Here is a 23,332-nt window from a genome sequence, read left to right as displayed (position 1 = left end):
GAAGGCGGCGAGAACTGCACCTCCATGCCGCATCGGAGGCGTTTTTCCGAGGTGGCTGGCGTGGCGCCATGGCGTGGCAAACGCCACTGGAACATGGAATCGATCTACGAACAGTGGCGCGCGCGGGCTTCGGCGGCTCCATCGCATGTTCACGCAGGCAGAGGTGCCGGTCACCGTCTAGCGGTGGATGGATGTGCTCGAAGCGCATCGATGGGGGCTGGTCAACGAGGTCCATCCGGCCGACCAGCTTGAGGAACGCGTTTGGGATGTGGCGCGGCTGCTTGCTTCCGGTCCGCCGCTGGTGTTTGCCTCGATCAAGGAGGTGGCGAGGGCCGCCGAGGCGCTGACGTTCCAGGATGCCATGAACCGCATCACCAAGCGCCAGTTCCGCACTGTCGACGAACTCTACGATTCGGAGGACGGAATGGAAGGTTTCCGCGCCTTCGCGGAAAAGCGCGAACCCGTCTGGAAGGGAAGGTAAGTGGCTGCCTACGACAAGCTGATAGATGCGGAAACGCGCGCGTTCATCGAACGAACGAACAGCTTCTATCCGCCGGATACGATCGACTACGGCATTGCAGAACAGCGCGCCATCTACGACCGGATGTGCAGGGCGTTCTTCACCGGCTATCCCGACGGCGTCAGCGCCGAGACCACGGGCATCGAGGCTGAAGGGCGCACGATTCCGGTGCGGATCTACAATCGAAGCGAGCCGGACGATGCGGCGGTCGTGCTCTACTTCCACGGCGGCGGCTTCATCCTCGGCGGACTGGAGAGCCATGACGACGTTTGCGCCGAGTTGTGCGAACGAACAGGCTATTCCGTGGTGTCGGTCGACTATCGTCTATCGCCGGAATATGTGCATCCGGCAGCATTCGAGGATGCAATGGCGGCATTCGGGTGGGTGTCGGCAAGGTTCGACCGGCCCGTCGTGCTGGCTGGTGATTCCGCCGGCGGCAATCTTGCAGCGGCGGTGGCCCATGCAAGCAGGCGAGGCCCGAGCCGGCCTGTCGGTCAGGTGCTGATCTATCCGGGGCTTGGCGGCGACCCGACGCAAGGGTCCTATGTCGGCCATGCCGACGCGCCGATGCTGAGTGCGCGCGACGTCGCCTTCTATTCCAGGAAAAGGGCGGCGGGACGGGACGTCTCGGCCGATCCCAGTTTCGCGCCTTTGGCCGATAGCGATTTTTCCGATCTGCCGCCGACGGTGTCCATCACCGCGCAATGCGATCCGCTGTCTTCCGATGGCGAGAGCTATCGCGATCGCATCTTTGCGGCGGGTGGCAAGGCGGCCTGGTTGGAAGAGGCCGGCCTGGTTCATGGCTACCTGCGGGCGCGCCACAGCGTCACGCGCGCGAAGGAGAGCTTTGGCCGCATCGTCGAGGCAGTGAGGGCGCTCGGCAAAGGCGAGTGGCCATACTAAGTTTCAGACGAGATTTCGCGGAATGGTTTCGTCGAAATCACGTTCGAAAACCAGCTTGTCCACCTCATAAGCCTCGATGCGTGCTGTCAGCCGGAAGGTCTCGGCTGTCGACGTCATGGTGGTGAAAGTTTCGGTGCGGACCGACCAGTCGTCGCGCGCATAGGTCTGCGTCCAGTGCGTCTTGCCATGTGCCGAAAGCGGGTCGTCCGGTCGAATGGTCCAACGTTCGCGGGCGACCTCGCCGTGCACCAGCCCGTGGTCGAGGTCGCGTGCTTCGCCGAAATCGTCGTGGATCACGAGGCTGACAGTACCGGTGTCGGGATCACGCTCGGTGGTTCGGCTGTTTGACGATTTTCGCAGTGTCTCGATAGGCCAGGGCGTCGCACCTTCCGGTTCCTCAAACGCCCACTCCGGCTTGCTGCCCGGCTCACGGATCGGAAGCGCGAGCGTCGCATCGTGCAGCGTCAACGTGACGGGTTCCGGCGATGGCCAGACGAGCGGCCAGTAGGCCGACGACACGGCCACGCGGAGCGTGTGCCCGGCCGGTATGCGGTAGGCCATGTCGTCGAGTTTCAGGGCGACAGTCATCTCCTCACCAGGCACGACGGGCTCGGGAAACTCGTGCCCATTGCGGTGGGTGAGGTTGAGCACGCCATAGGTGATGCGCGTCGAGGCCCCGTCGGGATGCACGTCGCAAAGCCTGACCGCGACCATCGCTGACGGTCGGTCCGCCGAAAGCCTCAGCGTGACGACGGGCGTTCCGACAATCTCCGTGTCTTCGGTGATCTTTGCGTCCAGACAGAAGGATTTCGCGTCGTCCTCGCGCTGGTCGCCCGGCAGTTCCGGACCAAGCCAGATGGCGCAATATTCGCCGCCGGAAAGGCCGGTATCCTGCGGCGAGGCGATCGCGGCGGGGAGCGGGGCTTGTGGGTACAGTTCGACACCGGCATGAAACGACCGTTTGTCCAATGACGCGGACGACCAGGCCTGTTCCGCAATCCAGCGGCCGGGCCTTTCCTCGTACCAATCGCGCGGGGGCACTGAGTCCATCATGTAAAGCCGCATGGCAGGATCGGTATCCACACCGGTGTCGATGTCTTTCAGCCAGCGATCCCACCAGCGCAGCGCTTCCTGCAGGAAACCGATCGCCGGCGCTGGGACCGCGAAATGCGGGTATTTGTGAATCCACGGGCCGACGATGCCTTTCGCGGGCGCATTGTGAATGCCGGAAACCAGTCGCGAGACGGCATTCTTGTAGGCGTCACCCCAGCCGCCGACCGCCAGTGTCGCGGCGCGGATCGCGGAGAAATCCTCGCAGACCGATCCGCGCTTCCAGTAGGCGTCGCGGGTCTGATGCCTGAGCCAGATCGCTGGCAGCAGCGGCTCGTTCTCCAGCCGGTCGAGCCACATCGCGCGCCAGCGGTCGCCAACGAGTGCGGGGTCCGGCGGGCGTGACGAGTAGGAGAGCATGGTTGCGCCCCAGCCCATGTTCTCGTTGAGCAGCAGGCCGCCCTTGTAGTGGATATCGTCGGCGTAGCGGTCGTCGGTCGAGCACAGTGTGATGATCGCCTTCAGCGCCGGCGGCTGTCTTGCCGCCACCTGCAGCGCGTTGAAGCCGCCCCATGAGATGCCCATCATGCCGACATTGCCGTTGCACCAGGGCTGTGCGGTGGCCCATGCGATCACGTCGCAGGCGTCCTGAAGCTCCTGCTCGGTGTATTCGTCCGCCATCAGACCTTCGGAATCGCCGTTGCCGCGCATGTCGACCCGGATGCAGGCATAGCCGTGGCCGGCGAAATAGGGATGGGTCAGGCTGTCGCGTGCGGTCGTGCCGTCACGCTTGCGATAGGGCAGGTGCTCGAGGATGACCGGCACGGGATCGGCCTCGGCATCCTCCGGCATCCAGACGCGCGCCGACAGGCGGCAGCCATCCGGCATGACGATGCCGAGATCGGGTTGCTCGACGACGTTGCGTGGGAAGGTGGTGACGGTTTTCATGCAGGCATGACGCACGGAAACGAGCAGAAGTTCAATGCTTCAGCACGCCAGGACAAAGTCGTCCACGTCATTCCGCGAGACGGATTTCCCACGGCTCGTCGAAAAAGTGCTCCTCGAGATTGGTGCCGTCGCCGCCTCGGTCGACCACCAGGAAATCCTGGCTTTCGCCGATGGGCGTCAGAACGCCGTGCCAAAGGTTGCGGGGATAGTTGACCCCCTGGCCCGCGTAGGTGACGAACGCTTGCGGCTCGGCTGGCCCCTCCGGGCCGTCGTGACAGACGACGACCAGAAACGGGGCAGGCGACAAAGGCATGAAGGCCTGGCTGCCAAAGGGGTGACGTTCGACCATCGTCAGCTTCAGCGGAAACTCATAGGGCTGGCCGCGAAAGATCGAGAGCTGGACGCTGGCGTTGGGACCTTCGGCCTGCGCGCGGGCGAGCGCGTGGTAGCGTTCGCACTTGCCGTTGTTGATGGGGAAGTGGTCGTCCCATTCTGTGTCGAGCACGTCGCCGAATTCGGCGAAGGCTTCGCGCGTTAGGGGGCGGGCGGTGACTATACGGCTCATCGGAATGCCAGTTTCGCGTGACGGTTAACGTCCTTGTAGAGCAGGTAGCGGAACTTGCCCGGCCCGCCAGCATAACACGCCTGCGGGCAGAAGGCGCGCAGCCACATATAGTCGCCCGCCTCGACCTCGACCCAGTCCTGATTGAGCTTGTAGACGGCCTTGCCCTCCAGCACGTACAGGCCATGCTCCATCACATGCGTTTCCTCGAACGGGATGAGCCCGCCGGGTTCGAAGGTGACGATGGTGACGTGCATGTCGTGACGCAGGTCCGACGGGTCGACGAAACGGGTCGTCGCCCAGGTTCCGTTTGTGTCCGGCATCGGCGCTGGCGCTATGTCGCTCTCGTTGAGAAACAGCGGATCGGGCACGTCGAGACCGTCGACGAAGTCGTAGGCCTTCCTTATCCAGTGGAAGCGGGCGGTCTCGCTGCCTTCATTCTTCAGGGTCCAGCCGCTGGCGGGCGGCAGATAGGCATAGCCACCGGGCGTGAGGACGTGCGTCTGCCCGTCCAACATCACCGTGATTTCTCCCTCGGCGACAAACAGAACGCCTTCGGCGTCAGCTTCCGATTCGGGTCGGTCGCTGCCGCCGCCGGGCGCGACCTCCATGATGTATTGCGAGAACGTCTCGGCGAAGCCAGACAGCGGGCGGGACAATATCCAGACACGCGTCTCGTCCCAGAAGGGCAGGCAGCTTGTGACGATGTCGCTCATCACGCCTTTTGGAATGACGGCATAGGCATCGGTGAAGACCGCGCGGCCGGTGTGCAGTTGCGTTTGCGGGGGCAAGCCCCCATGCGGCGCGTAATAGGTGCGGCCTGTCATCTGGCGTTGTCCTCAGGCGGGCAGGAGATCGGTGAGCCGCAGGCGAGCGATGCGCTCGACCTGACGGCACGCTGTCGCGAATTCTGTCTCGCGGTTGTTTTCGATGCGGGTGCGGAAGGCGTCGAGGATCGTCGCCTTAGTGTTGTCCTTGACGGCGATGATGAAGGGAAAACCAAATTTCTGCGTATAGGCCGTGTTGAGCTGCGTGAAAGTCTCGCGCTCCGCATCGGTCAGTGCATCGAGCCCGGCCGAGGCCTGCTCGGCTGAGGATTCCGCCGTCAGGCGTCGGGCCTGGGCGAGCTTTCCGGCAAGGTCCGGGTGAGCGGTCAGCACGGCCAGCCGCTCATTCTCGCTTGCGGAGCGGAACACGCGAGCCAGCGCGTTATGCAGGCCGCCGGCCGAATCGTGCGCCGGCCCGAGCTCCAGCTCGTAGGCTCGTTCGGCGATCCACGGCGAGTGCTCGAAGATGCCGCCGAACCGCTGCACGAACTCGTCGCGGCCCATGCGGCTGGGACGAAGTGCGTGCGGCGCATAGGGATGATGCGCGCGCCAGTGCGCGGCGATCTCGCCGCGTGTCGGCAGCCAGACCTTGTCATGGTTTTTGACGTAGTCGATGAAGCGCTTGAGGGCTGCTGCGCGGCCGGGGCGTCCGACGAGCCGGCAATGCAGGCCGATACTCATCATGCCGCCGACCCCGCTGCCGCCTTCCTCATAGAGCGTATCGAAGGCGTCTTTCAAATACGCATAGAACTGGTCGCCAGAGTTGAACCCTTGTGCGGTCGCGAAACGCATGTCGTTGGCATCGAGCGTGTAAGGGATGACGAGCTGCGGGGGATGGCATTGCCGTGGCCGTCGTGATCGAGCCAGTAGGGCAGGTCATCGTCATAGGTGTCGGAGATCCAGTCGAAGCCGCCTTCGGCAGCGGCCAGACGCACCGAATTGACTGAGGTGCGGCCGAGATACAGGCCTCGTGGGCGCTCGCCGACCACCTCCGTATGCAGGCGGATCGCCTCTTCGAGGTCAGCGCGCTCGGACGCCTCGTCATGGTCGCGGTAGTCGATCCAGCGCAGTCCGTGGCTGGCGATTTCCCAGCCGGCTTCCTGCATGGCGGCGACCTGGTCGGGCGAGCGCGCCAGCGCTGTCGCCACGCCATAGACGGTGACCGGCACCTCTGCCTGCGTGAACATGCGATGGAGCCGCCAGAAGCCGGCGCGCGCACCGTATTCGTAGATCGATTCCATGTTCCAGTGGCGTTTGCCCGGCCATGGCGCCGCGCCAACCACCTCGGAAAGAAACGCCTCCGATGCGGCGTCGCCATGGAGGATGCAGTTCTCGCCGCCTTCCTCGTAGTTGACGACGAACTGAACCGCGACATGCGCGCCGCCGGGCCATCGGGGGTCGGGTGCGTTGCGCCCGTAGCCGCGCATGTCTCTAGGATAACGCATTCGGTCTCCATCTTCCGTTTCTGCCGAGAATAGTTGAAAAAGGGGATGCCATTTCCCTTCCAAATTTTGAAAGAGTTTTTGTAGCGCTCCGGCTCGGACTATCCCCTATGATGCAATAGGCTGTCGAGGGTTGGACGAAAACGATGGCCGGTCAACGGCAAAGAGGAGGCATGATGGCTGACAACGCGGGCGGGAAGCTGACCACGCATGTGCTGGATACCGCCTCGGGCCATCCGGCAGCGGGATTGAAGATCGCGCTCTTCCGCGTGACCGGCAATTCGCACCGCAAGGTGAAAGAGGTCGTGACTAACGCCGACGGCCGCTGCGATGCGCCGCTGCTGCAGGGCGCGGACTTCAAGACCGGTCAGTACGAGTTGATCTTCTTCGCGGGCGACTATCTGCGTGCTGCCGGCGTGGAGCTGCCCGATCCCGCTTTCCTCGACCAGGTGCCGATCCGCTTCGGCATGGCCGAGGAGGCGCATTACCACGTGCCGCTGCTCGTCTCGCCCTACGGCTACTCGACCTACAGGGGGAGCTGATGACGAATATTCGTCGCGAGATCCGCTTACTGCTCAATGGCGACGAGGTTGCGCTGGCTGATGTGCGGCCGGACGAAACACTGCTGGACTTACTGCGGCTGCGGCGTTCGCTGCGCGGCAGCAAGGAGGGTTGCGCGGAAGGTGATTGCGGCGCCTGCACCGTGCTGGTCGGCAGGGTTTCTAATGGTGAACTGATCTACGAAGGCGTGAATGCCTGCATCCGTTTTGTCGGCTCGCTAGACGGTTGTCATGTCGTGACCATCGAACATCTGAAGCGGCCGGACGGCTCGCTGCATCCCGTGCAGCAGGCAATGGTGGACTTCCACGGCTCGCAATGCGGGTTCTGCACGCCTGGCTTCGTCATGTCGCTCTACGCACTGTGGATGCGCTCGCCGGAACCGTCTGACCGGGAGATAGAGACGGCCCTGCAAGGCAATCTCTGCCGTTGTACGGGCTATGAGGCGATCACCCGCGCCGCGCGCGCCGTTTCCTCATACGGCCGGGTGACCGAGGACGCTCTTGCCCGCGAGCGCGACAACATCCGCGCGCGGCTGGCGGCGATGCACGATGGAAAGCGGGTCGAGATCGGCGAAGGCGAGGACAGGTTGGTGGTGCCGGCCTCGGTCGACGATCTGGCGGAGGTGCTTGCTGCCGAGCCGACGGCAACCATCGTTGCCGGCTCGACGGATGTCGGGCTTTGGGTCACGAAATTCATGCGCGACATCGCGCCCGTCGTCTTCACCGGCGGGCTTGAGGGATTGCAGCAGATTGGCGAGATGAATGGCACGATCACGATCGGTGCCGGGGTCAGCTATACGGCTGCGCGCGACTTCCTCGCCTGGCGCATCCCCGCGCTTGGGCCGCTGATCGATCGCATCGGCGGCGATCAGGTGCGCAACATGGGCACGATCGGCGGCAACATTGCCAACGGTTCGCCGATCGGCGATACGCCGCCGCCACTGATTGCGCTGGGTGCGACGCTGACGCTGCGCAGGGGTGCGGAGCGGCGGACGCTGCCGCTCGAGGACTTCTTCATCGATTACGGAAAACAGGACCGGCAGCCGGGCGAGTTCGTCGAGGCGGTCCATGTGCCCATTCCCGCCCCGAAGGCGCATTTCGCAGCCTACAAGATCACCAAGCGGCGCGACGAGGACATTACCGCCGTGCTTGGCGCATTCCATCTGCATGTGACGGACGGAAAGGTCTCGTCGGTGCGCATCGCCTATGGCGGCATGGCCGCGACGCCGAAACGTGCGCGCGCGGTCGAGGCGGCGCTGCTCGGCAGGGCATGGAGCGCGGAAACGGTGGAGGCGGCACTGCCGGCCTTCGATGAGGATTTCCAGCCGATCAGCGATATGCGCGCCTCGGCCACCTATCGCATGCTTGCGGCCAAAAACCTGCTGCGGCGCTTCCTTGCAGAAACCAGAGACACCGGCAAGCCGTTCACGGTGAAGCGGTACGAGGAGGCGTGATATGAATCGCCATGCACTCCCTGATCTCACGGCGAAAGCGATCTCCGGCGGCGTCGCCACCGATCGGCGCCACGATTCCGCGCACAAGCATGTCACCGGCGAAGCGGTCTACATAGACGATATGCCGGAACCCGCCGGGACGCTTCATGGCTGCCTTGGCCTGTCGACGGTGGCCCATGGGGCTATCGTCGCCATGGACCTTGCAGCGGTGCGAGCCGCACCCGGGGTGGTCGACGTGCTGACCGCGGGCGACATACCTGGCGTGAACGACATCTCTCCCAGCGGCAGGCACGACGAGCCGGTGCTTGCGGAGGGCAAGGTCCAGTTTCTGGGCCAGCCGGTCTTCGCGGTGATCGCCGAGACGCGCGAACAGGCCCGGCGCGCCTGCAAGCTTGCGAAGATCGACTATGACGAGCTGCCCGCCGTGTTAGACGTTGAAGGGCTCGACCCGCTCTCCGACCGCCTTGTGGCGCCGGGGCTCACGCTCAAGCGCGGCAATGCGGCCGAAGCCATTTCGAAAGCGCCGCGCAGCATCAGCGGGAAGATGCGTGTCGGCGGGCAGGACCATTTTTATCTCGAAGGGCATATCGCGCTTGCGGTGCCGGGAGAGGACCGGGACGTGACCGTCTATTCCTCGACCCAGCATCCAAGCGAGGTGCAGCACATGGTCGGCCACGCTCTTGGCGTGCCGAGCCATGCTGTAACCGTCGAGGTGCGGCGCATGGGCGGCGGCTTCGGCGGCAAGGAAACGCAGTCGAACCAGTTCGCGGCGATCGCCGCGGTGGCGGCCAAGAAGCTGGGCCGGGCAGTCAAGATCCGGCCCGACCGCGACGACGACATGACCGCGACGGGCAAGCGCCACGATTTCCTGATCGATTACGAAGTCGGTTTCGACGACGAGGGCAACATCCTTGGCGTCGACTATGTCTACGCCGCGCGCTGCGGCTTTTCCTCCGACCTTTCGGGGCCGGTCACGGACCGGGCGCTGTTTCACTGCGACAACTCCTATTTCTACCCGGCGGTAAAGGCTGTTTCAGCGCCGCTCTATACCAATACCGTTTCCAATACCGCGTTTCGCGGGTTCGGTGGGCCGCAGGGCATGGTTGGCGCGGAGCGCGTCATCGACGAGGTTGCCTTTGCGCTGGGCAAGGACCCGCTGGAAATCCGCAAGCGCAACTTCTACGGCGTGTCGGAGCGCAACGTCACGCCCTATCACCAGACGGTCGAGGACAATGTTGTCCAAAGGATCGTCGAGGAGCTGGAAACAGCATGTGACTATGCCAGCCGCCGACGCGAGATCGCTGCGTTCAACGCCAACAGCGGCATTGTCAGGCGCGGCATTGCGCTGACGCCAGTCAAGTTCGGCATTTCGTTCACCGCCACCCATTTCAACCAGGCCGGCGCGCTGGTGCATGTCTACACCGACGGCTCGGTCCACCTGAACCATGGCGGCACCGAGATGGGCCAGGGACTCTACGTCAAGGTTGCGCAGGTAGTGGCCGAGGCGTTCCAGATCGACATCGAGCAGGTGAAGATCACCGCGACGACGACCGGCAAGGTGCCCAACACGTCGGCGACGGCTGCATCGTCGGGCTCCGATCTCAATGGCATGGCGGCGCAGAACGCCGCGCAGCAGATCAAGGACCGGCTTATCGCCTTTGCCGCCGAGAGGTACGAAGTGCCTGTCGAGCAGGTGGTGTTCCTGCCTAATAGGGTGCGGGTGGGCAACCAGGAAATCCTGTTCGGCGATCTGGTCAAGCAGGCCTATATGGCACGGGTGCAGCTTTCGGCCACCGGCTTCTACAAGACGCCGAAAATCCATTGGGACCGCGACAAGGGCGAGGGACATCCGTTCTATTATTTCGCCTATGGCGCGGCATGTTCGGAAGTATCCGTCGATACGCTGACCGGCGAATATGTCGTGGAGCGTACAGACATCCTGCATGAGACCGGCCGCTCGCTGAACCGGGCGATCGATCTCGGCCAGATCGAGGGCGCGTTCATACAGGGCATGGGCTGGCTGACGACGGAAGAGCTCGTGTGGGACGAGAAGGGCCGACTGCGCACACATGCACCGTCGACCTACAAGATACCGCTCGCTTCCGACCGCCCGAAGATTTTCAACGTCGCGCTGGCGGATTGGTCGGAGAACGCCGAGCCGACAATCCACAAATCCAAAGCGGTCGGCGAGCCGCCATTCATGCTGGGCATGTCCGTGCTGCATGCGCTCTCGGACGCAGTCGCCAGCGTTGCCGATCATCGCGTCTGCCCGAGGCTCGATGCGCCTGCCACACCTGAGCGTGTGCTGATGGCGGTCGAACGGCTCAGGGCGGAGCGCTAGCGGGCGGCCGCGATGGTATCTTCGGCGAAAAGCCTGGAAGCATTTCTTGGGGCGGCGGGCGAAGTCGTGTTGGTCAACGTGCGCGAGGCGGCCGGCTCGACCCCGCGCGAGGCCGGGGCCTGGATGCTGGTTTCGCCCGACGCGATCTTCGGCACGATCGGCGGCGGGCAGCTCGAGTTCATGGCGATCGACAGGGCGAGGCAGATGATCGCGGATGCCGCCTCCGCCGATCTCCTCGACGTGCCGCTGGGGCCGGAGATCGGCCAGTGCTGCGGTGGGCGGGTGAAAATCGATCTGACGCTGGCCGATGAAGCCCTGCGCGCGGAAATGGCCGAAAGAACCGCCCGCGCCGATGCGTTGCGACCGCATGTGTATCTGTTCGGAGGAGGGCATGTCGGCCGCGCGCTTGCAGAAGCGCTGGCGCTTCTGCCGCTCAAGGTGACCGTGGTGGAAACCCGCGCCGATGCGGTCGGGGACTTGCCGGAAAGCGTGGACGTGGAACTGACCGCAGTACCGGAAGACGCCGTTCGCGCGGCCCCGGCTGGCTCGGCCTTCATCGTGCTGACCCACGACCACGCGCTCGACTTCCTCATCGTTGCCGAAGCACTGGCGCGCGGCGATACGGCCTATGTCGGCATGATCGGATCGAAGACGAAGCGAGCGACGTTCAGAAGCTGGTATCTCAAAGACGCGGGCGGCAGCGAGGAAGCTGCCGCCCGACTGGTGTGCCCAATCGGCGGGGCGGACCTCAAGGACAAGAGGCCGGCCGTCATCGCCGCGCTGGCGGCGGCTGAGGTCATGCGCGGCCTCGCCGTATAGCTATTCCTTTTCCTGCACGTGTGCCTCAAGGAACCAAAGGTTCTTGTCGAGGTCCCGGGAGAATGCTGTGAAGATGTCCGCGGTATCCGCGTCGCCGGCCTCTTCCGTCTCGTCGATGGCGGCGCGCACCGAATTCGCAACCGCGCCGTAACGCTCGATGAGCGCGGCAAGGTGGTCCTTGGTTTTCGAAATGTCGGTCGGGTAGGGCTTCAGAGTGGTCTTTTCCGCCACCGTCTGGCTGGTGCCATTCGCCATGCCGCCGAGCTGGACAGCGCGCTCGGCTATGGTGTCGACGTGGCCGTCGATGGACGCGCGGAAACCGTCCAGCATCTCGTGAATGGCGATGAACTGCGGACCCTTGAGATTCCAGTGCGCCTGCTTGGTGAGAAGCGCGAGGTCGATGGCGTCGGCGAGCCTTGCGTTGAGTATCTCGATCGCAACTTTCTTTGCGTTGGATTTGAGGTCGTTGAGGGTCTTGTGGTTCGCCACGGCGCCGCTCCTTCGGTTCTGGCACAAAATCGAAATCGTCCTCCACAACGCGTCAACCGCTACGCGGTTGCGTTGCCGTATGGGTGAAGAATCGGACGATCACGGAACCGTTAGGTGCCCAAAGCTGTTGTTGCAGGACGAAAACAAGGGAGAACCGTCATGCACAGCATCATCTATATCGTTGGCCTCGTGGTTATCGTCATCGCCATCCTGTCGTTCTTCGGCATGGGCTGAGTCCGGCGGCTTCAGATTCAGCGACCAGCCAGCATGTCGCGGATCATCCGCTGACAGCGCTCGGCCATGAAATCGAGCAGGAGCCTTACCTTCGGGTCCTGAAATTTGCGATGCGGATAGACTGCCGCAAGCTGGACGGGCGGCGGCGGCGTATCCGGCAAAATGACCTTGAGGCGTCCATCGCGCAGAAAAGGCTCGATGTCGAAGCGCGGCTTGTTGATGATGCCCCGACCGGCCAGCGCCCAGCCGGTGATGACGTCGCCATCATCAGAATCAAACGGACCGTGGACTTCGAACTTGCGCGATCCGTCGGGGGTCTTGAGCGTCCACACATATTCCTTGGCGCCGGGAAAACGCAGGAGCAGGCAATCATGCCTGCCGTTAACAAGTTCCTGCGGTGATTGGGGCTCGCCACGCGCCTGCAGATAGGAGGGGGCCGCGGCCAGAACCCTTTCGCAATCCATGACACCGCGCATACGCAGGCTCGAATCCTCGATGAGCCCGAGCCGGAACGCGACGTCGATCCCTTCCTTCATGATATCGACATTGTGGTCCGACAGCCGCAGCCGCACCTCGATGTCGGGATAGCGGTCGTGAAACTCGGGAATGCCCGAGGCGATCAGTCTGCGTCCGAGCCCCAGCGGCGCGGTTATGCGGATCGTGCCACGCGGCTGACCGGACAGCGCGCTGACGGCGGCTTCCGCCTCCGCGACGGCATCGAGGATTTTTCGTGCCCCTTCGTAGAAAACGCGACCGTGCTCCGTCGGTGTGAGTTGACGGGTCGTGCGGTTGAAGAGCCGCACCCGCAGGTGCTTCTCCAGTTCCTTGATGCGGTTGGAGGCGACGGCAGGCGAGAGCCGCATGTCGCGGCCGGCGGCCGACAGATTGCCCAGTTCCACCACCCTGACGAAGACGGCAACGTTGTCGAGATAGGCCAAGGGGTGTCCTCATGATTGCGATTGCAGCATTATTTTCCAGTTTTTTTTGAAAGTCATCGTGCAACTCTCCCCTTCCTGTTTGAACCAGACGCCGTAAGGTTGTGTGTCGGAATGCGAGGGGAAGGGCATGTACGAATTCGCGATCTTCTGGGACTGGCTAAGCTTTGGCGTGCGCTGGCTGCATGTCGTGACCGCCATCGCCTGGATCGGCTCGTCCTTCTACTTCATCGCGCTCGACCTGGGTCTGGTGCGCCGCGACGGCATGCCTGAGGGTGCTCACGGCGAGGAATGGCAGGTGCACGGCGGCGGCTTCTACCATATCCAGAAATATCTGGTGGCGCCGGCCCGGATGCCCGAACACCTGACCTGGTTCAAATGGGAATCCTACGCGACCTGGCTGTCGGGCTTCGCGCTGCTCGCCATCGTCTACTATGCCGGCGCCGACCTCTACCTGATCGATCGCAACGTGCTCGACGTGTCGCAACCGGTCGCGATCCTGATCTCGCTCGCCTCTCTGGCGCTGGGCTGGGTGATCTACGATCTATTGTGCCGGTCGCGCCTTTCCGACAACGATACGCTCCTGATGCTGGTGCTGTTCCCCATCCTGGTCGCGATGGCATGGGGTTACACGCAGCTTTTCACCGGCCGTGCCGCCTTCCTGCATCTGGGCGCATTCACCGCGACGATCATGTCGGCGAACGTCTTCCTCATCATCATTCCCAACCAGAAGATCGTGGTCGCGGACCTCATTGCCGGGCGCAAGCCCGATCCGAAATACGGCAAGATCGCCAAGACCCGGTCGCTGCACAACAACTACCTGACGCTGCCGGTCGTGTTCCTGATGCTGTCGAACCACTATCCGCTGGCTTTCGCCACGGAGTTCAACTGGGTGATCGCAGCGCTGATCTTCATTATCGGCGTGTTGATCCGGCACTATTTCAACACCATGCATGCGCGAAAGGGAAAGCCGCACTGGACCTGGGCGGCGGCGGGTATCCTCTTCATCGTCATCATGTGGCTCTCGACCGTGCCGAAGGTGCTGACCGGCGAGGCGCGCGTGTCGTCAACCGCCGAGACGCTGATGGCTTCGGCACACTTTCCCGCCGTGCGCGACACGGTGATGGGACGCTGCGCGATGTGCCACACGGCCGAGCCGGCCTGGGAGGGTCTGACCTTCGCGCCAAAAGGCGTGACGCTCGATGCCGATGTGCAGATCGCCGAGCATGCGCGCGAGATTTACCTGCAGGCCGGGCGCAGCCACGCCATGCCGCCCGGCAACGTCTCCGCCATGACAGCCGATGAGCGGGCGTTGCTTGTGGCTTGGTTCGAGGAGGCTCGGCGGTGACCGCGCGGCTGCTGCGCGGGCGCGTTCTCTCCTTCCGTGCGAAGCCGGAGAGTGTCGATGACCGCGCCGCCGCCTATGTCTTCGAGGAAGACGGTGGCATTCTCATCCGCGACGGCAGGATCGAGGCGGTCGGCGATTTCTCGCTCATCTCGGCCGAGGCGCGGGATGCCGAAATCATCGACCATCGCCCGCATATCCTGATGCCGGGTTTCATCGATGCGCACGCGCATTTCCCGCAGATGCAGATCATCGGCAGCTACGGCGCCGAACTGCTCGACTGGCTGAACACCTACACGTTTCCGGAAGAAACGAAGTTTTCCGACACGCAGCACGGACGACGCATCGCGCGCCTGTTTCTCGATGAGATGGTGCGGCACGGCACGACGACGGTCGCGGCCTACTGCTCCGTGCACAAGGAGAGCGCGGAGGCATTCTTCGCCGAGGCGCTGTCTCGCGACATGCTGGCGATCGGCGGCAAGGTGATGATGGACCGCAACGCGCCCGAGGGGCTGCGCGACACGCCGCAGGCAGGTTACGACGATACCAAGGCGCTGATTGCGGAGTGGCACGGCAAGGGGCGCCTGCACTACGCGATCACGCCCCGCTTCGCCATCACGTCCTCGCCGGAGCAGATGGAAATGGCCGGTGCCCTGGCGCGCGAGCGTCCGGACCTGCACATTCAGACGCATCTCTCGGAGAACCATGCCGAGATCGCCTTCACGCAGGAACTCTATCCGGCGGCGAAGGACTACACGGACATCTATGCGCAATACGGGTTGCTGGGGCCTAAAACGCTTCTCGGCCACTGCATCCATCTTTCCGAGCGTGAGGCCGACCTCTTGTCCGATACCGGGTCGGTGGCCGTGTTCTGTCCGACCTCCAATCTCTTTCTTGGCTCGGGCCTGTTCGACTGGCAGCGCTATTCGAAGCGGGCCAAGCCCTTGCGGATCGCGGCGGCCACCGATGTCGGCGGCGGCACGAACTACTCCATGCTGCGCACCATGGACGAAGGCTACAAGGTCATCGCGCTGCAGGGCGAGAAGATGAACCCGCTCGCCGCCTTCTGGCAGATCACGCTCGGCAACGCGAAGGCGCTGTCGATCGAGGACCGGGTGGGCACACTGGATCCCGGTACGGACGCCGACATCGTCGTGCTTGACCCACGGGCAACGCCCGGCATGGCCCTGCGCATGGAAACGGTGGAAACGCTGGCAGAAGAACTGTTCCTGCTACAGACATTGGGCGACGATCGCGCGATACGCGAGGTGTATGTCGCCGGGCGGGCCGCAAAAAGCGCCATCGCCGGCAGATAGAACGGGAATCCGAAATGGCGGAAGAGTTCGATACCCGCGCCCTTTTTGGCGGGCTTTTCACAGCAGCCGTTGCGGCTGCCGACCCCGAACGTGTCATTCGTGACTTTCTTCCTCAAAAGCCTAAGGGGCGCACCCTCGTGATCGGTGCGGGAAAGGCTTCGGCGCAGATGGCCGCGGCGTTCGAGAAGGCCTGGGATGCGCCGCTGGAAGGGCTGGTTGTGACACGATACGGCTATGCGGCGCCGTGCGAGCGGATCGAGGTGATCGAGGCAGCGCATCCGGTGCCGGACGAGGCCGGGCTGGTCGCTTCGCGGCGACTGCTTGAGTCAGTCGAAGGACTGACTTCCGACGATCTGGTCGTCGCATTGATCTCGGGCGGCGGCTCGGCGCTGCTGCCTTCGCCGCCGGATGGCATGAGCCTTGCCGATGAAATCGCGGTCAACGAGGCGCTGCTCGCGTCCGGCGCGCCGATCTCGGCAATGAACACGCTGCGCAAGCACCTGTCGACCATCAAGGGCGGGCGGCTGGCGCTCGCGGCACATCCGGCGAGAGTCGTCTCGCTTGTCGTTTCGGACATTCCCGGTGACAATCCGGCCTTTGTCGCCTCCGGCCCGACGGTGCCGGACCACGCCGTCCGCGAGGAAGCACTTGCGATAGTGCGCGACTATGGCCTCAAGCTTCCCGACGCGGCGCTGCGGCATCTGCAATCTGAGGCGGCCGAAGCGCCGTCGCCCGACGATCCGGCATTTGCCGGCAATGAGGTGCATGTGATCGCCTCAGCCGCGCGTTCGCTGGAAGCGGCCGCAGAGGAGGCCAGAAGTCGCGGCATCGAGGCGGTCATCCTCTCCGATGCGATCGAAGGCGAAGCGCGTGACGTTGCCGGCATGCACGCCGCGATCGCACGCGAGATTGCAGCGCGCAACCGACCATTCCGCAAACCGGTGCTGCTTCTGTCTGGCGGCGAGACCACGGTGACCATCAGAGGCAAGGGCGGCAAGGGCGGGCGCAACTCCGAATTCCTGCTGGCGCTCGCGCTGGCGATCGAAGGTGTCGAGGGCGTACAGGCCTTTGCCGCCGATACTGACGGCATCGACGGATCTGAAGACAATGCAGGCGCTTTCGTGGATTTCACGAGCGCGGCGCGAATGCGCGCTGCGGAATCGACCCCAAGCAAGCTCTAGGTCGCAACGATGCATGGACGGCGTTCGACGCCGTTGACGATCTGTTCGCGCCCGGGCCGACCGGCACCAACGTCAACGACCTGCGGGCGATCTTGGTCGTCTGAGGGCGGCTTTCGGCCACCAAGCGGGGATCAACCCGCCAATTCCTTCACCTGCTGCATGTCCGCCAGAAATCTCTCGCGCTCGGCCTGCGCCTCCGCTGCCTCGGGGATGCGCAGGATGAAGGACGGGTGGATGGTGAGAAAGACGCGCAGACCGTCGTCCCGCGTGACGATCGTGCCGCGCATCCTGGTAATGGGAACGGCCTTGCCCAGAAGCGATTGAGCCGCGGTCGCGCCCATGGCGACGACGAGGTCGGGCTTGATGAATCCCAGTTCTTGATCGAGCCACCAGCGACAGGCCTTCACCTCCCCGGCATTGGGTTTTTGATGAATACGGCGCTTTCCGCGCGGCTCGAACTTGAAATGCTTGACGGCGTTGGTGACGTAAAGTTTCTGTCTTTCGATGCCAGCCTCCTCGATCACCTCGTCGAACACTTTGCCGGCCGGGCCCACGAAAGGCTTGCCTGCTATGTCCTCCTGGTCACCGGGCTGTTCGCCGACGAACACGATGCGGGCGCTCTCCGGCCCTTCGCCGAACACTGTCTGGGTGGCATCCTGCCAGAGCGGACACCGGCGGCACCCTTCGGCCTGGCGACGCAGCTCGCCAAGCGATTTTGCATCGTCTGGCGGCGCTTCGGGAGGTGCACTCCAAAGACGTTCCTGGATCTTTGCATGATGCGGAGCCGGCATTGTCGGCATCCTTTCCAGCATGTCGCGGGCTGCACTTTCGGCGCCCTTGATCAAATCTGGAATGAGCGAAGCCTCTGGAAGGTTCCGCCAGTATTTCTTGGGCATCTCGGCCTCCATCGCCTTAACCTTCAGGCGGGCGGGATTGAAGATGTTGGCGAAGTAGGTTTTCCAGAGCGCGTCGGATGCGTCTTCCTTCGGCGCATCCGCTTTCGTAGCGCCTTCGCCGAACGACAGACGCTCGCCATTCCACTGGACCGACCTGTGCGGCGTGAGGATCGTCCAATGCATTCCGGCAAAACGCCGGACGAAGAACGGTGCGTTGCCCTCAACGATGTAGTGGTCCGGCTCGAACCACGCGACGAACCGTTCGTGGCTGCCATCGCTCACTCGGACGAAGCGCACGAAAGCGCGCATCTTGTGGATGTCGCGGCGTACCGATTTTTCCAGATCGCGCAGCGCCATGACGTCGGGGTCGGATGCGATCTTCATCAGATGCGGCGTCTTCCGCATTGCCAAAAGCAGGCGATAGAGCAGCGCAAAGCGATGCGGGTCAGAATGGCAGATGACGGCTTGCGCCTTGTCGATGAATGCGCGAGGCACATTCATGGTCGCGCCTTCCGGCGCGGCGGGCAGGGGCGTTGGGTTGGCGAAAAGGTCCTGGTCCTCGCCGGTTCGCCAGCCGATGTCGCCAGCCTTCACATCGTTCAACGCCAGTGCGCGGGCGGCTTCGCGCCAGCCGTTGAAATCTGTTTCGCCTGACAGAGTGACCGTGAAGCGCATGGTCAGAACAGGCTGAGCTGTCGTGCGGGCGGTGTCAGCCGGGCACGCAGGTTTTCCTCGTCGAGCAGCGAGCGCGGCGACCAGCCGTCGGCGACGATGAAGGGGCGCACCTTGGCGATGGATGCACACAGGCGTCCCAGGTCTTCGATGCGAAGCCGTTGATGGCGCCGCACGGCGAGCATCCTGTCCACCACCTTCGCGCCCAGGCCCGGTACGCGCAGCAGCAGTTCACGCGGCGCCCGGTTCACGTCGAGCGGGAATACGTGCCGGTTGGCCAGTGCCCATGCCAGCTTGGGATCGACTTCGAGATCGAGCATGCCGTCGGCTCGACCGGCAGTAATTTCCTGACGCTCGAAGCCATAGAACCGCATCAACCAATCGGCCTGATAAAGCCGGTGCTCGCGCATCAGCGGTGGCTTCACCAGCGGCAGGACGGCCGACGAATCCGGTATCGGGCTGAACGCCGAGTAGTAGACGCGGCGAAGCCGGTAGCCCGCATAGAGCCGCGCCGAGGTGGATAGGATGTCAGCATCGGTCGTGGCATCCGCGCCGACGATCATCTGCGTGGACTGACCGCCGGGCACGAAGCGAGCGCGCTTTTTCGTGCGCATCGTTGGCTCCGACCGCTCCTCGATCCTGGAGCGCAGACGCGCCATCGAAACGCGGATTGTCTCCGGCTTCTTCTGCGGCGCGAGCTGATGGACACCGGCGTCGGTCGGGAGTTCTACGTTGATGGAAAGCCGGTCGGCGTAGAGGCCTGCCTGCTCGACCAAGTCGTCGCTTGCCTCGGGAATGGTCTTGAGATGGATGTAGCCCTGGTAAGCGTGATCGATGCGCAGGCGCCGCGCGATCTCCACCATCTCAGCCATCGTCTCGTCGGGTGAACGGATCACGCCGGAGGACAGGAACAACCCCTCGATATAGTTGCGCTTGTAGAAATCCAGCGTGAGATTGACCACCTCCTCGACCGTGAACCGTGCCCGCTTCACATTCGACGACGAGCGATTCACGCAATAGGCGCAGTCATAGATGCAGAAATTCGTCAGAAGTATCTTCAGCAGCGAGATGCAGCGCCCATCCGGCGCGTAGGAATGGCAGATTCCGCTGCCTTCCGTCGAGCCGATGCCCTTGGTTTTGAGCGAATTGCGACCCGCCGCACCCGACGAAGCGCAGGACGCGTCGTATTTGGCTGCATCGGCGAGAATGGCGAGTTTTTCGCGTGTCGAGAGCTTGGACATCTGTTCATGATATGTTCCAAGGCGGCCCGCGTCTATTCACTTTGACGTAGGTGCGCAATCGCCAGCGCGTTTCACCGGTCCGATTAGCTGCTCGGTGGAGTAGTCAGCCTGCCACGTCGATGACGCCGCAGTCGCCGGTCTCGGTGCCGAGGGCGATCCGACGTCCTTCGGCATCCCACGCCATGGATGTCACCGCGCCATTGCCAGCGCGGCGCAGCAGCACTTCCTTCTGGTCGGCGACGCGGCCGGCAAGCACCATGCCGTCGGCATAGCCGATTGCCACGATCTCGTCGGTCGGGTGGAACGACACTGCCGTGACCATGGCGTCGCCGCGCGTGCCCAATTCAACCGGCGCCTTGCCGATAGGGCCGTCCTTCGTGAGGAACGGCCAGACGACGGCTGCGGGCGCGCCCGAACTCGCTAGCCAGCGGCCCTTGGCGCTCCACGATAGCGACTTCACCTTGGAAGGGTAGCCTGCCATGCGCATGTGCTTGCCGTCGGCCAGCTTCCAGCCGTGAAGCGCGTTCTCCTGCATGGTGGTGACGAGGAAATTGCCGTCGGGCGAGAAGGTCACGCCGGTATGAGCTCCGGCCCATTGGAGCTCCGTCGGCTTGCCGTCTGCCGCCGGAAAGTGCAGCGTCGCACCGTTGTAGCGGGCGACCGCGATGCGCATGCCCTTCGGGGCGAAGGCCAGTCCTTCGACGCTGCGCGGATGGACCAGTTCCTTGAGCTTGCCGTCAGGCAATTTCACCCATGCCGTCTTGCCGCTGGCAAAGGCAACGGCACCGCGTGGGCCGGTCGCAACGCTCGTCATCCACTTGCGACCGATTTCGGCGACCTGCTCGATCGAGCCGTCGGCGCCGATGTCGAGGACCTTGCCGTCCTCGCCGCCGGTTACAAGCCGCTTGCCATCGGCGTCGGGCATCGCGGCCAGCAAACCGTTATGCGCTTCGACCCATTTGTGGCCGTTGTCGAGCCGGTGGATCACGCCGTCGGCGAGCGCGAAATGCGGGATGCCGGCAAGCCAGCAGGCGGCGACGCAATGGCCGTCTAGGTCGAGAGGAGCGACTGTGGGCATCAGGCCTGGCATGCCTCGAAAGTGCGCTTGAGGCGTTCGCCGTCGAGTTCGCGGCCGATGAAAACCAGCCGGCTCTCGTGCTGCTCGTCATCCTTCCAGGCGCGCTGGTGGTCGCCTTCGAGGATCATGTGAACGCCCTGCACCACATAACGGTCCGGGTCGTCCTTGAGCGCGATTATGCCCTTGAGCCGCAGGATGTTCGGCCCGTCCATCTGGGTGGTCTTCTCCAGCCACGGGAAGAACTTCTTCGGGTCCATTTCGCCGCCGCGCAGCGAGATCGAGGTCACGCCGACATCGTGGATCGGCGAAACGCCGTGATGGTGATGATGGCCGTGATCGTGATCGCAATCCGGCCCGCATTCGTGATCGTGGTCATGATCGTGCGCGTCGAGGAAGTGCGGATCGTTGTCGAGCGCCCGCGACAGGTCGAACGCGCCGCGGTCCAGCACTTCATTGAGGGCAACGCCCGAGCGTTCGGTCTTGTGGATCTTTGCCGCAGGGTTGATGGCGCGCACGGCGGCCTCGACGTCGCGCAACTCGTCCTCGGTGACGAGGTCGGTCTTGTTGAGCACCACGACATCGGCGAACGCGATCTGGTCTTCCGCCTCTTTCGAATCCTTCAGGCGCAGCGGCAAGTGCTTGGCGTCCACAAGCGCAACGACGGCGTCGAGTTTGGTCTTGGACCGCACGTCGTCGTCCATGAAGAAGGTCTGCGCGACCGGCGCGGGATCGGCGAGACCGGTCGTCTCGACCAGGATCGCATCGAAGCGGCCGGGACGGCGCATCAGGCCCTCGACGGTGCGGATCAGGTCGCCGCGCACCGTGCAGCAGATGCAGCCATTGTTCATCTCGTAGATTTCCTCGTCGGATTCCACGATCAGGTCGTTGTCGATGCCGATCTCGCCGAACTCGTTGACGATGACGGCATAACGCTTGCCGTGGTCCTCAGTGAGGATGCGGTTGAGCAGGGTCGTCTTGCCGGAGCCGAGATAGCCGGTAAGCACCGTTACCGGAATTTGGGTCTGTATCTGCGCCATGGATGCCTCTCGCGCAAGGAATGAAGGGTCGTGGCGTCCATATAGGACGTCGGCGACCGGATTGCACCGGGGATTATGCGGGGTTCGAACCCAGCATCCGCAGGTCGAAGCGTGCGACATCCTCCAGCAATTCGATAACGCCTTTCGCGGCATGATCGAGGATCATCTCGCCCGCCTCAGCATTAGCCGCGGCGGCGTTGCCGACGACGCCATCCGGCGACAGATCGCGCATCTTCCAGCCAAAGGCGTGGGGACCATAGGCGCGAAGATGCGAAAACTCCCGCTCGTAGACTGCCTGCATCGAGGTGAAATTGCGTGCCTTGTCCATGTCGACCAGGTCGGGACGCAACGTCAGCATGACGCTGGTCTCGATGAAGCCGCCATGGATGCCGAGCGCCTTTTCTTCCGGTGAGACGATGTCGGGCGGATAGCCGAAACGCGTCCAGCTCGTCGCTACCGCCAGCATGTCGAATCGCACCCGCAGCTCGGTGGCGACGATCGTCATCAGCGAGGAGTTGCCGCCATGGGCGTTGAGCATGACGAAGCGGCGGCAGCCCTGCCGATGGCACGCCTCGCCTATGCCGATCCATCGCCTTGCTGCTTCGTCGAATGTCAACGTCCGGGTGCCGGCGACATCCAGGTGTTCTATCGAATAGCCGACTGGCTCGACGGGCAGGAAGTGCACTTCCAGGCCCGCTGGCAGCAGGCTCGCGACGCGCGTGGCCACGCCCTCGGCGATGATGGTGTCGGTCTCGAAAGGCAGGTGCGGTCCATGCTGCTCGGTCGCGCCGAGCGGCAGCACGGCCACGGATCGCAGGCCGGCACGATTTGTTTCGCTGGCTGTCATGTTTCTGTTATGTGGCTATGCCATGGCTTCGTCGCGTTGAGGTCAGGCTAGCGTGTCCCGCGGCCCTCAGGCAATGCGAAAGCGAGGGGAAAACGTCGATGGCTAAACCTGGCAAGGCGGCTGCGATGGCGCAGCTTCATTCGGCGGCGCGGCTTTCGCGCACGGCGCTGGCGGCGCGTCTCCTGTCGCACGGCTTTTACGCCGGCCAGGACCAGATCATGATTGCGCTGGACCGCGAGGACGGCCAGACACCCGGACAACTGGCGATCAAGCTCGGCGTTCGGCCGCCAACGGTGACCAAGACGATCAACCGTCTCCAGACTCAAGGCTATGTCGAAAAGCGTGCTTCGGAGACCGATGCGCGCCAGGCCAATGTCTTCCTGACCGAGGAAGGACGCGGCGCCATCCGTGCCATTGAGAAAGCGGTGCGCAAGACGGAGAAACAGGCACTCAAGGGGCTCGACAAGAAAGAGCAGAAGGCTCTGGTCAAGCTGCTCGGGCGCATCGAGGCCAACCTGTCCAACGGCGCGATCGTTGCGGAAGATCACGAGGAAGCTGACGACGCCGACGAATAGTAGGCCTGGCCAATCGTCGTATGTTCATGCAGTTTTTCTTGCGCCACAGGCCCCCTTGGT

18 protein-coding genes and 3 pseudogenes are annotated in these 23,332 nt (G+C 63.6%); 10 read left to right on the top strand and 11 right to left on the bottom strand.

Translation table 11 applies throughout. From position 1 onward, the window contains the following. Positions 1-181 precede the first annotated feature (181 nt). Both HK436_RS22690 and HK436_RS22685 read left to right on the top strand, forming a co-directional pair. Positions 182-481 (top strand): annotated as a pseudogene (locus HK436_RS22690) (enoyl-CoA hydratase-related protein); the annotation flags it as partial. Beyond that, on the top strand, positions 482-1,423 hold the full coding sequence (locus HK436_RS22685; RefSeq protein WP_173193399.1) for an alpha/beta hydrolase: 942 nt from the start codon (positions 482-484) through the stop codon (positions 1,421-1,423). A gap of 3 nt (positions 1,424-1,426) precedes the next feature. Here the strand turns inward: HK436_RS22685 and HK436_RS22680 are convergent, their stop codons facing one another. The 4 genes and pseudogenes from HK436_RS22680 to puuE all read right to left on the bottom strand — a co-directional run bounded on the left by HK436_RS22680 (position 1,427) and on the right by puuE (position 6,255). Further along, positions 1,427-3,421 carry a CocE/NonD family hydrolase gene (locus HK436_RS22680; protein WP_173193397.1) on the bottom strand — a complete coding sequence of 665 codons (1,995 nt, stop codon included), beginning with the start codon at positions 3,419-3,421 and terminating at the stop codon, positions 1,427-1,429. A gap of 67 nt (positions 3,422-3,488) precedes the next feature. Then, positions 3,489-3,986, bottom strand: a complete 498-nt coding sequence (locus HK436_RS22675) for an ureidoglycolate lyase (protein WP_173193394.1) — start codon at positions 3,984-3,986, stop codon at positions 3,489-3,491. Then, positions 3,983-4,810 (bottom strand): bifunctional allantoicase/(S)-ureidoglycine aminohydrolase, encoded by an 828-nt coding sequence (locus HK436_RS22670; protein WP_173193392.1) that lies wholly within the window; start codon positions 4,808-4,810, stop codon positions 3,983-3,985. The genes HK436_RS22675 and HK436_RS22670 overlap by 4 nt, the downstream gene beginning before the upstream one ends. Before the next feature lie 12 nt (positions 4,811-4,822). Beyond that, positions 4,823-6,255: pseudogene (gene puuE / locus HK436_RS22665) on the bottom strand (allantoinase PuuE). A 173-nt stretch (positions 6,256-6,428) separates the two neighbouring features. Here puuE and uraH point away from each other — a divergent pair. The 4 genes from uraH to xdhC are packed head-to-tail and all read left to right on the top strand — an operon-like array spanning position 6,429 to position 11,426. Next, positions 6,429-6,794: a hydroxyisourate hydrolase gene (uraH, locus tag HK436_RS22660; protein ID WP_173193754.1), complete on the top strand. Its 366-nt coding sequence runs from the start codon at positions 6,429-6,431 to the stop codon at positions 6,792-6,794. Next, on the top strand, positions 6,794-8,266 hold the full coding sequence (gene xdhA, locus HK436_RS22655) for a xanthine dehydrogenase small subunit (RefSeq protein WP_173193390.1): 1,473 nt from the start codon (positions 6,794-6,796) through the stop codon (positions 8,264-8,266). Before uraH ends, xdhA begins: the two co-directional genes overlap by 1 nt. A 1-nt stretch (position 8,267) precedes the next feature. After that, entirely contained in the window at positions 8,268-10,607 is a 2,340-nt protein-coding gene (gene xdhB / locus HK436_RS22650; RefSeq protein ID WP_173193388.1) for a xanthine dehydrogenase molybdopterin binding subunit, read from the top strand. Between the two features lie 12 nt (positions 10,608-10,619). After that, on the top strand, positions 10,620-11,426 hold the full coding sequence (xdhC, locus tag HK436_RS22645) for a xanthine dehydrogenase accessory protein XdhC (protein ID WP_173193386.1): 807 nt from the start codon (positions 10,620-10,622) through the stop codon (positions 11,424-11,426). Here the strand turns inward: xdhC and dps are convergent, their stop codons facing one another. Together dps and HK436_RS22635 are read right to left on the bottom strand one after the other, a co-directional pair. Then, the gene (gene dps / locus HK436_RS22640; protein ID WP_173193384.1) at positions 11,427-11,915 is read right to left on the bottom strand and encodes a DNA starvation/stationary phase protection protein Dps; all 489 of its coding nucleotides are present in this window, start codon (positions 11,913-11,915) and stop codon (positions 11,427-11,429) included. It abuts the gene before it with no gap. 251 nt (positions 11,916-12,166) lie between these two features. After that, a complete protein-coding gene (locus tag HK436_RS22635; protein WP_173193382.1) occupies positions 12,167-13,087 on the bottom strand; it encodes a LysR family transcriptional regulator in 921 nt (306 codons plus the stop codon). A 127-nt stretch (positions 13,088-13,214) separates the two neighbouring features. Here HK436_RS22635 and HK436_RS22630 point away from each other — a divergent pair, with 127 nt between their 5' ends. The 3 genes and pseudogenes from HK436_RS22630 to HK436_RS22620 all read left to right on the top strand — a co-directional run bounded on the left by HK436_RS22630 (position 13,215) and on the right by HK436_RS22620 (position 17,030). Then, a complete protein-coding gene (locus tag HK436_RS22630) occupies positions 13,215-14,432 on the top strand; it encodes a urate hydroxylase PuuD (RefSeq protein WP_173193380.1) in 1,218 nt (405 codons plus the stop codon). Then, positions 14,429-15,745, top strand: coding sequence for a guanine deaminase (gene guaD / locus HK436_RS22625; RefSeq protein ID WP_173193378.1), 1,317 nt, complete (start codon positions 14,429-14,431; stop codon positions 15,743-15,745). Before HK436_RS22630 ends, guaD begins: the two co-directional genes overlap by 4 nt. 14 nt (positions 15,746-15,759) lie before the next feature. After that, a pseudogene (locus HK436_RS22620) lies at positions 15,760-17,030 on the top strand (glycerate kinase type-2 family protein). A 27-nt stretch (positions 17,031-17,057) separates the two neighbouring features. Here HK436_RS22620 and HK436_RS22615 read toward each other — a convergent pair. The 5 genes from HK436_RS22615 to HK436_RS22595 all read right to left on the bottom strand — a co-directional run bounded on the left by HK436_RS22615 (position 17,058) and on the right by HK436_RS22595 (position 22,697). Next, positions 17,058-18,497 carry a UdgX family uracil-DNA binding protein gene (locus HK436_RS22615; RefSeq protein ID WP_173193376.1) on the bottom strand — a complete coding sequence of 480 codons (1,440 nt, stop codon included), beginning with the start codon at positions 18,495-18,497 and terminating at the stop codon, positions 17,058-17,060. A 2-nt stretch (positions 18,498-18,499) separates the two neighbouring features. Then, complete coding sequence (locus HK436_RS22610; protein WP_173193374.1) at positions 18,500-19,735, bottom strand: putative DNA modification/repair radical SAM protein; 1,236 nt, start codon at positions 19,733-19,735, stop codon at positions 18,500-18,502. Between the two features lie 103 nt (positions 19,736-19,838). Further along, the gene (locus HK436_RS22605) at positions 19,839-20,813 is read right to left on the bottom strand and encodes a WD40 repeat domain-containing protein (RefSeq protein ID WP_173193372.1); all 975 of its coding nucleotides are present in this window, start codon (positions 20,811-20,813) and stop codon (positions 19,839-19,841) included. Continuing rightward, positions 20,813-21,850: a CobW family GTP-binding protein gene (locus tag HK436_RS22600; protein ID WP_173193370.1), complete on the bottom strand. Its 1,038-nt coding sequence runs from the start codon at positions 21,848-21,850 to the stop codon at positions 20,813-20,815. Before HK436_RS22600 ends, HK436_RS22605 begins: the two co-directional genes overlap by 1 nt. A gap of 73 nt (positions 21,851-21,923) precedes the next feature. Then, positions 21,924-22,697, bottom strand: a complete 774-nt coding sequence (locus HK436_RS22595) for a creatininase family protein (RefSeq protein WP_173193368.1) — start codon at positions 22,695-22,697, stop codon at positions 21,924-21,926. A gap of 98 nt (positions 22,698-22,795) precedes the next feature. On the opposite strand from HK436_RS22595, the gene HK436_RS22590 reads away from it, so the two are divergent. After that, entirely contained in the window at positions 22,796-23,272 is a 477-nt protein-coding gene (locus tag HK436_RS22590; protein WP_173193366.1) for a MarR family winged helix-turn-helix transcriptional regulator, read from the top strand. Positions 23,273-23,332 lie beyond the last annotated feature (60 nt).

The organism is Neoaquamicrobium sediminum, assembly GCF_013240295.1.
GTDB lineage: Bacteria > Pseudomonadota > Alphaproteobacteria > Rhizobiales > Rhizobiaceae > Aerobium > Aerobium sediminum.
This window is presented reverse-complemented; position numbering and strand designations above follow the sequence as displayed.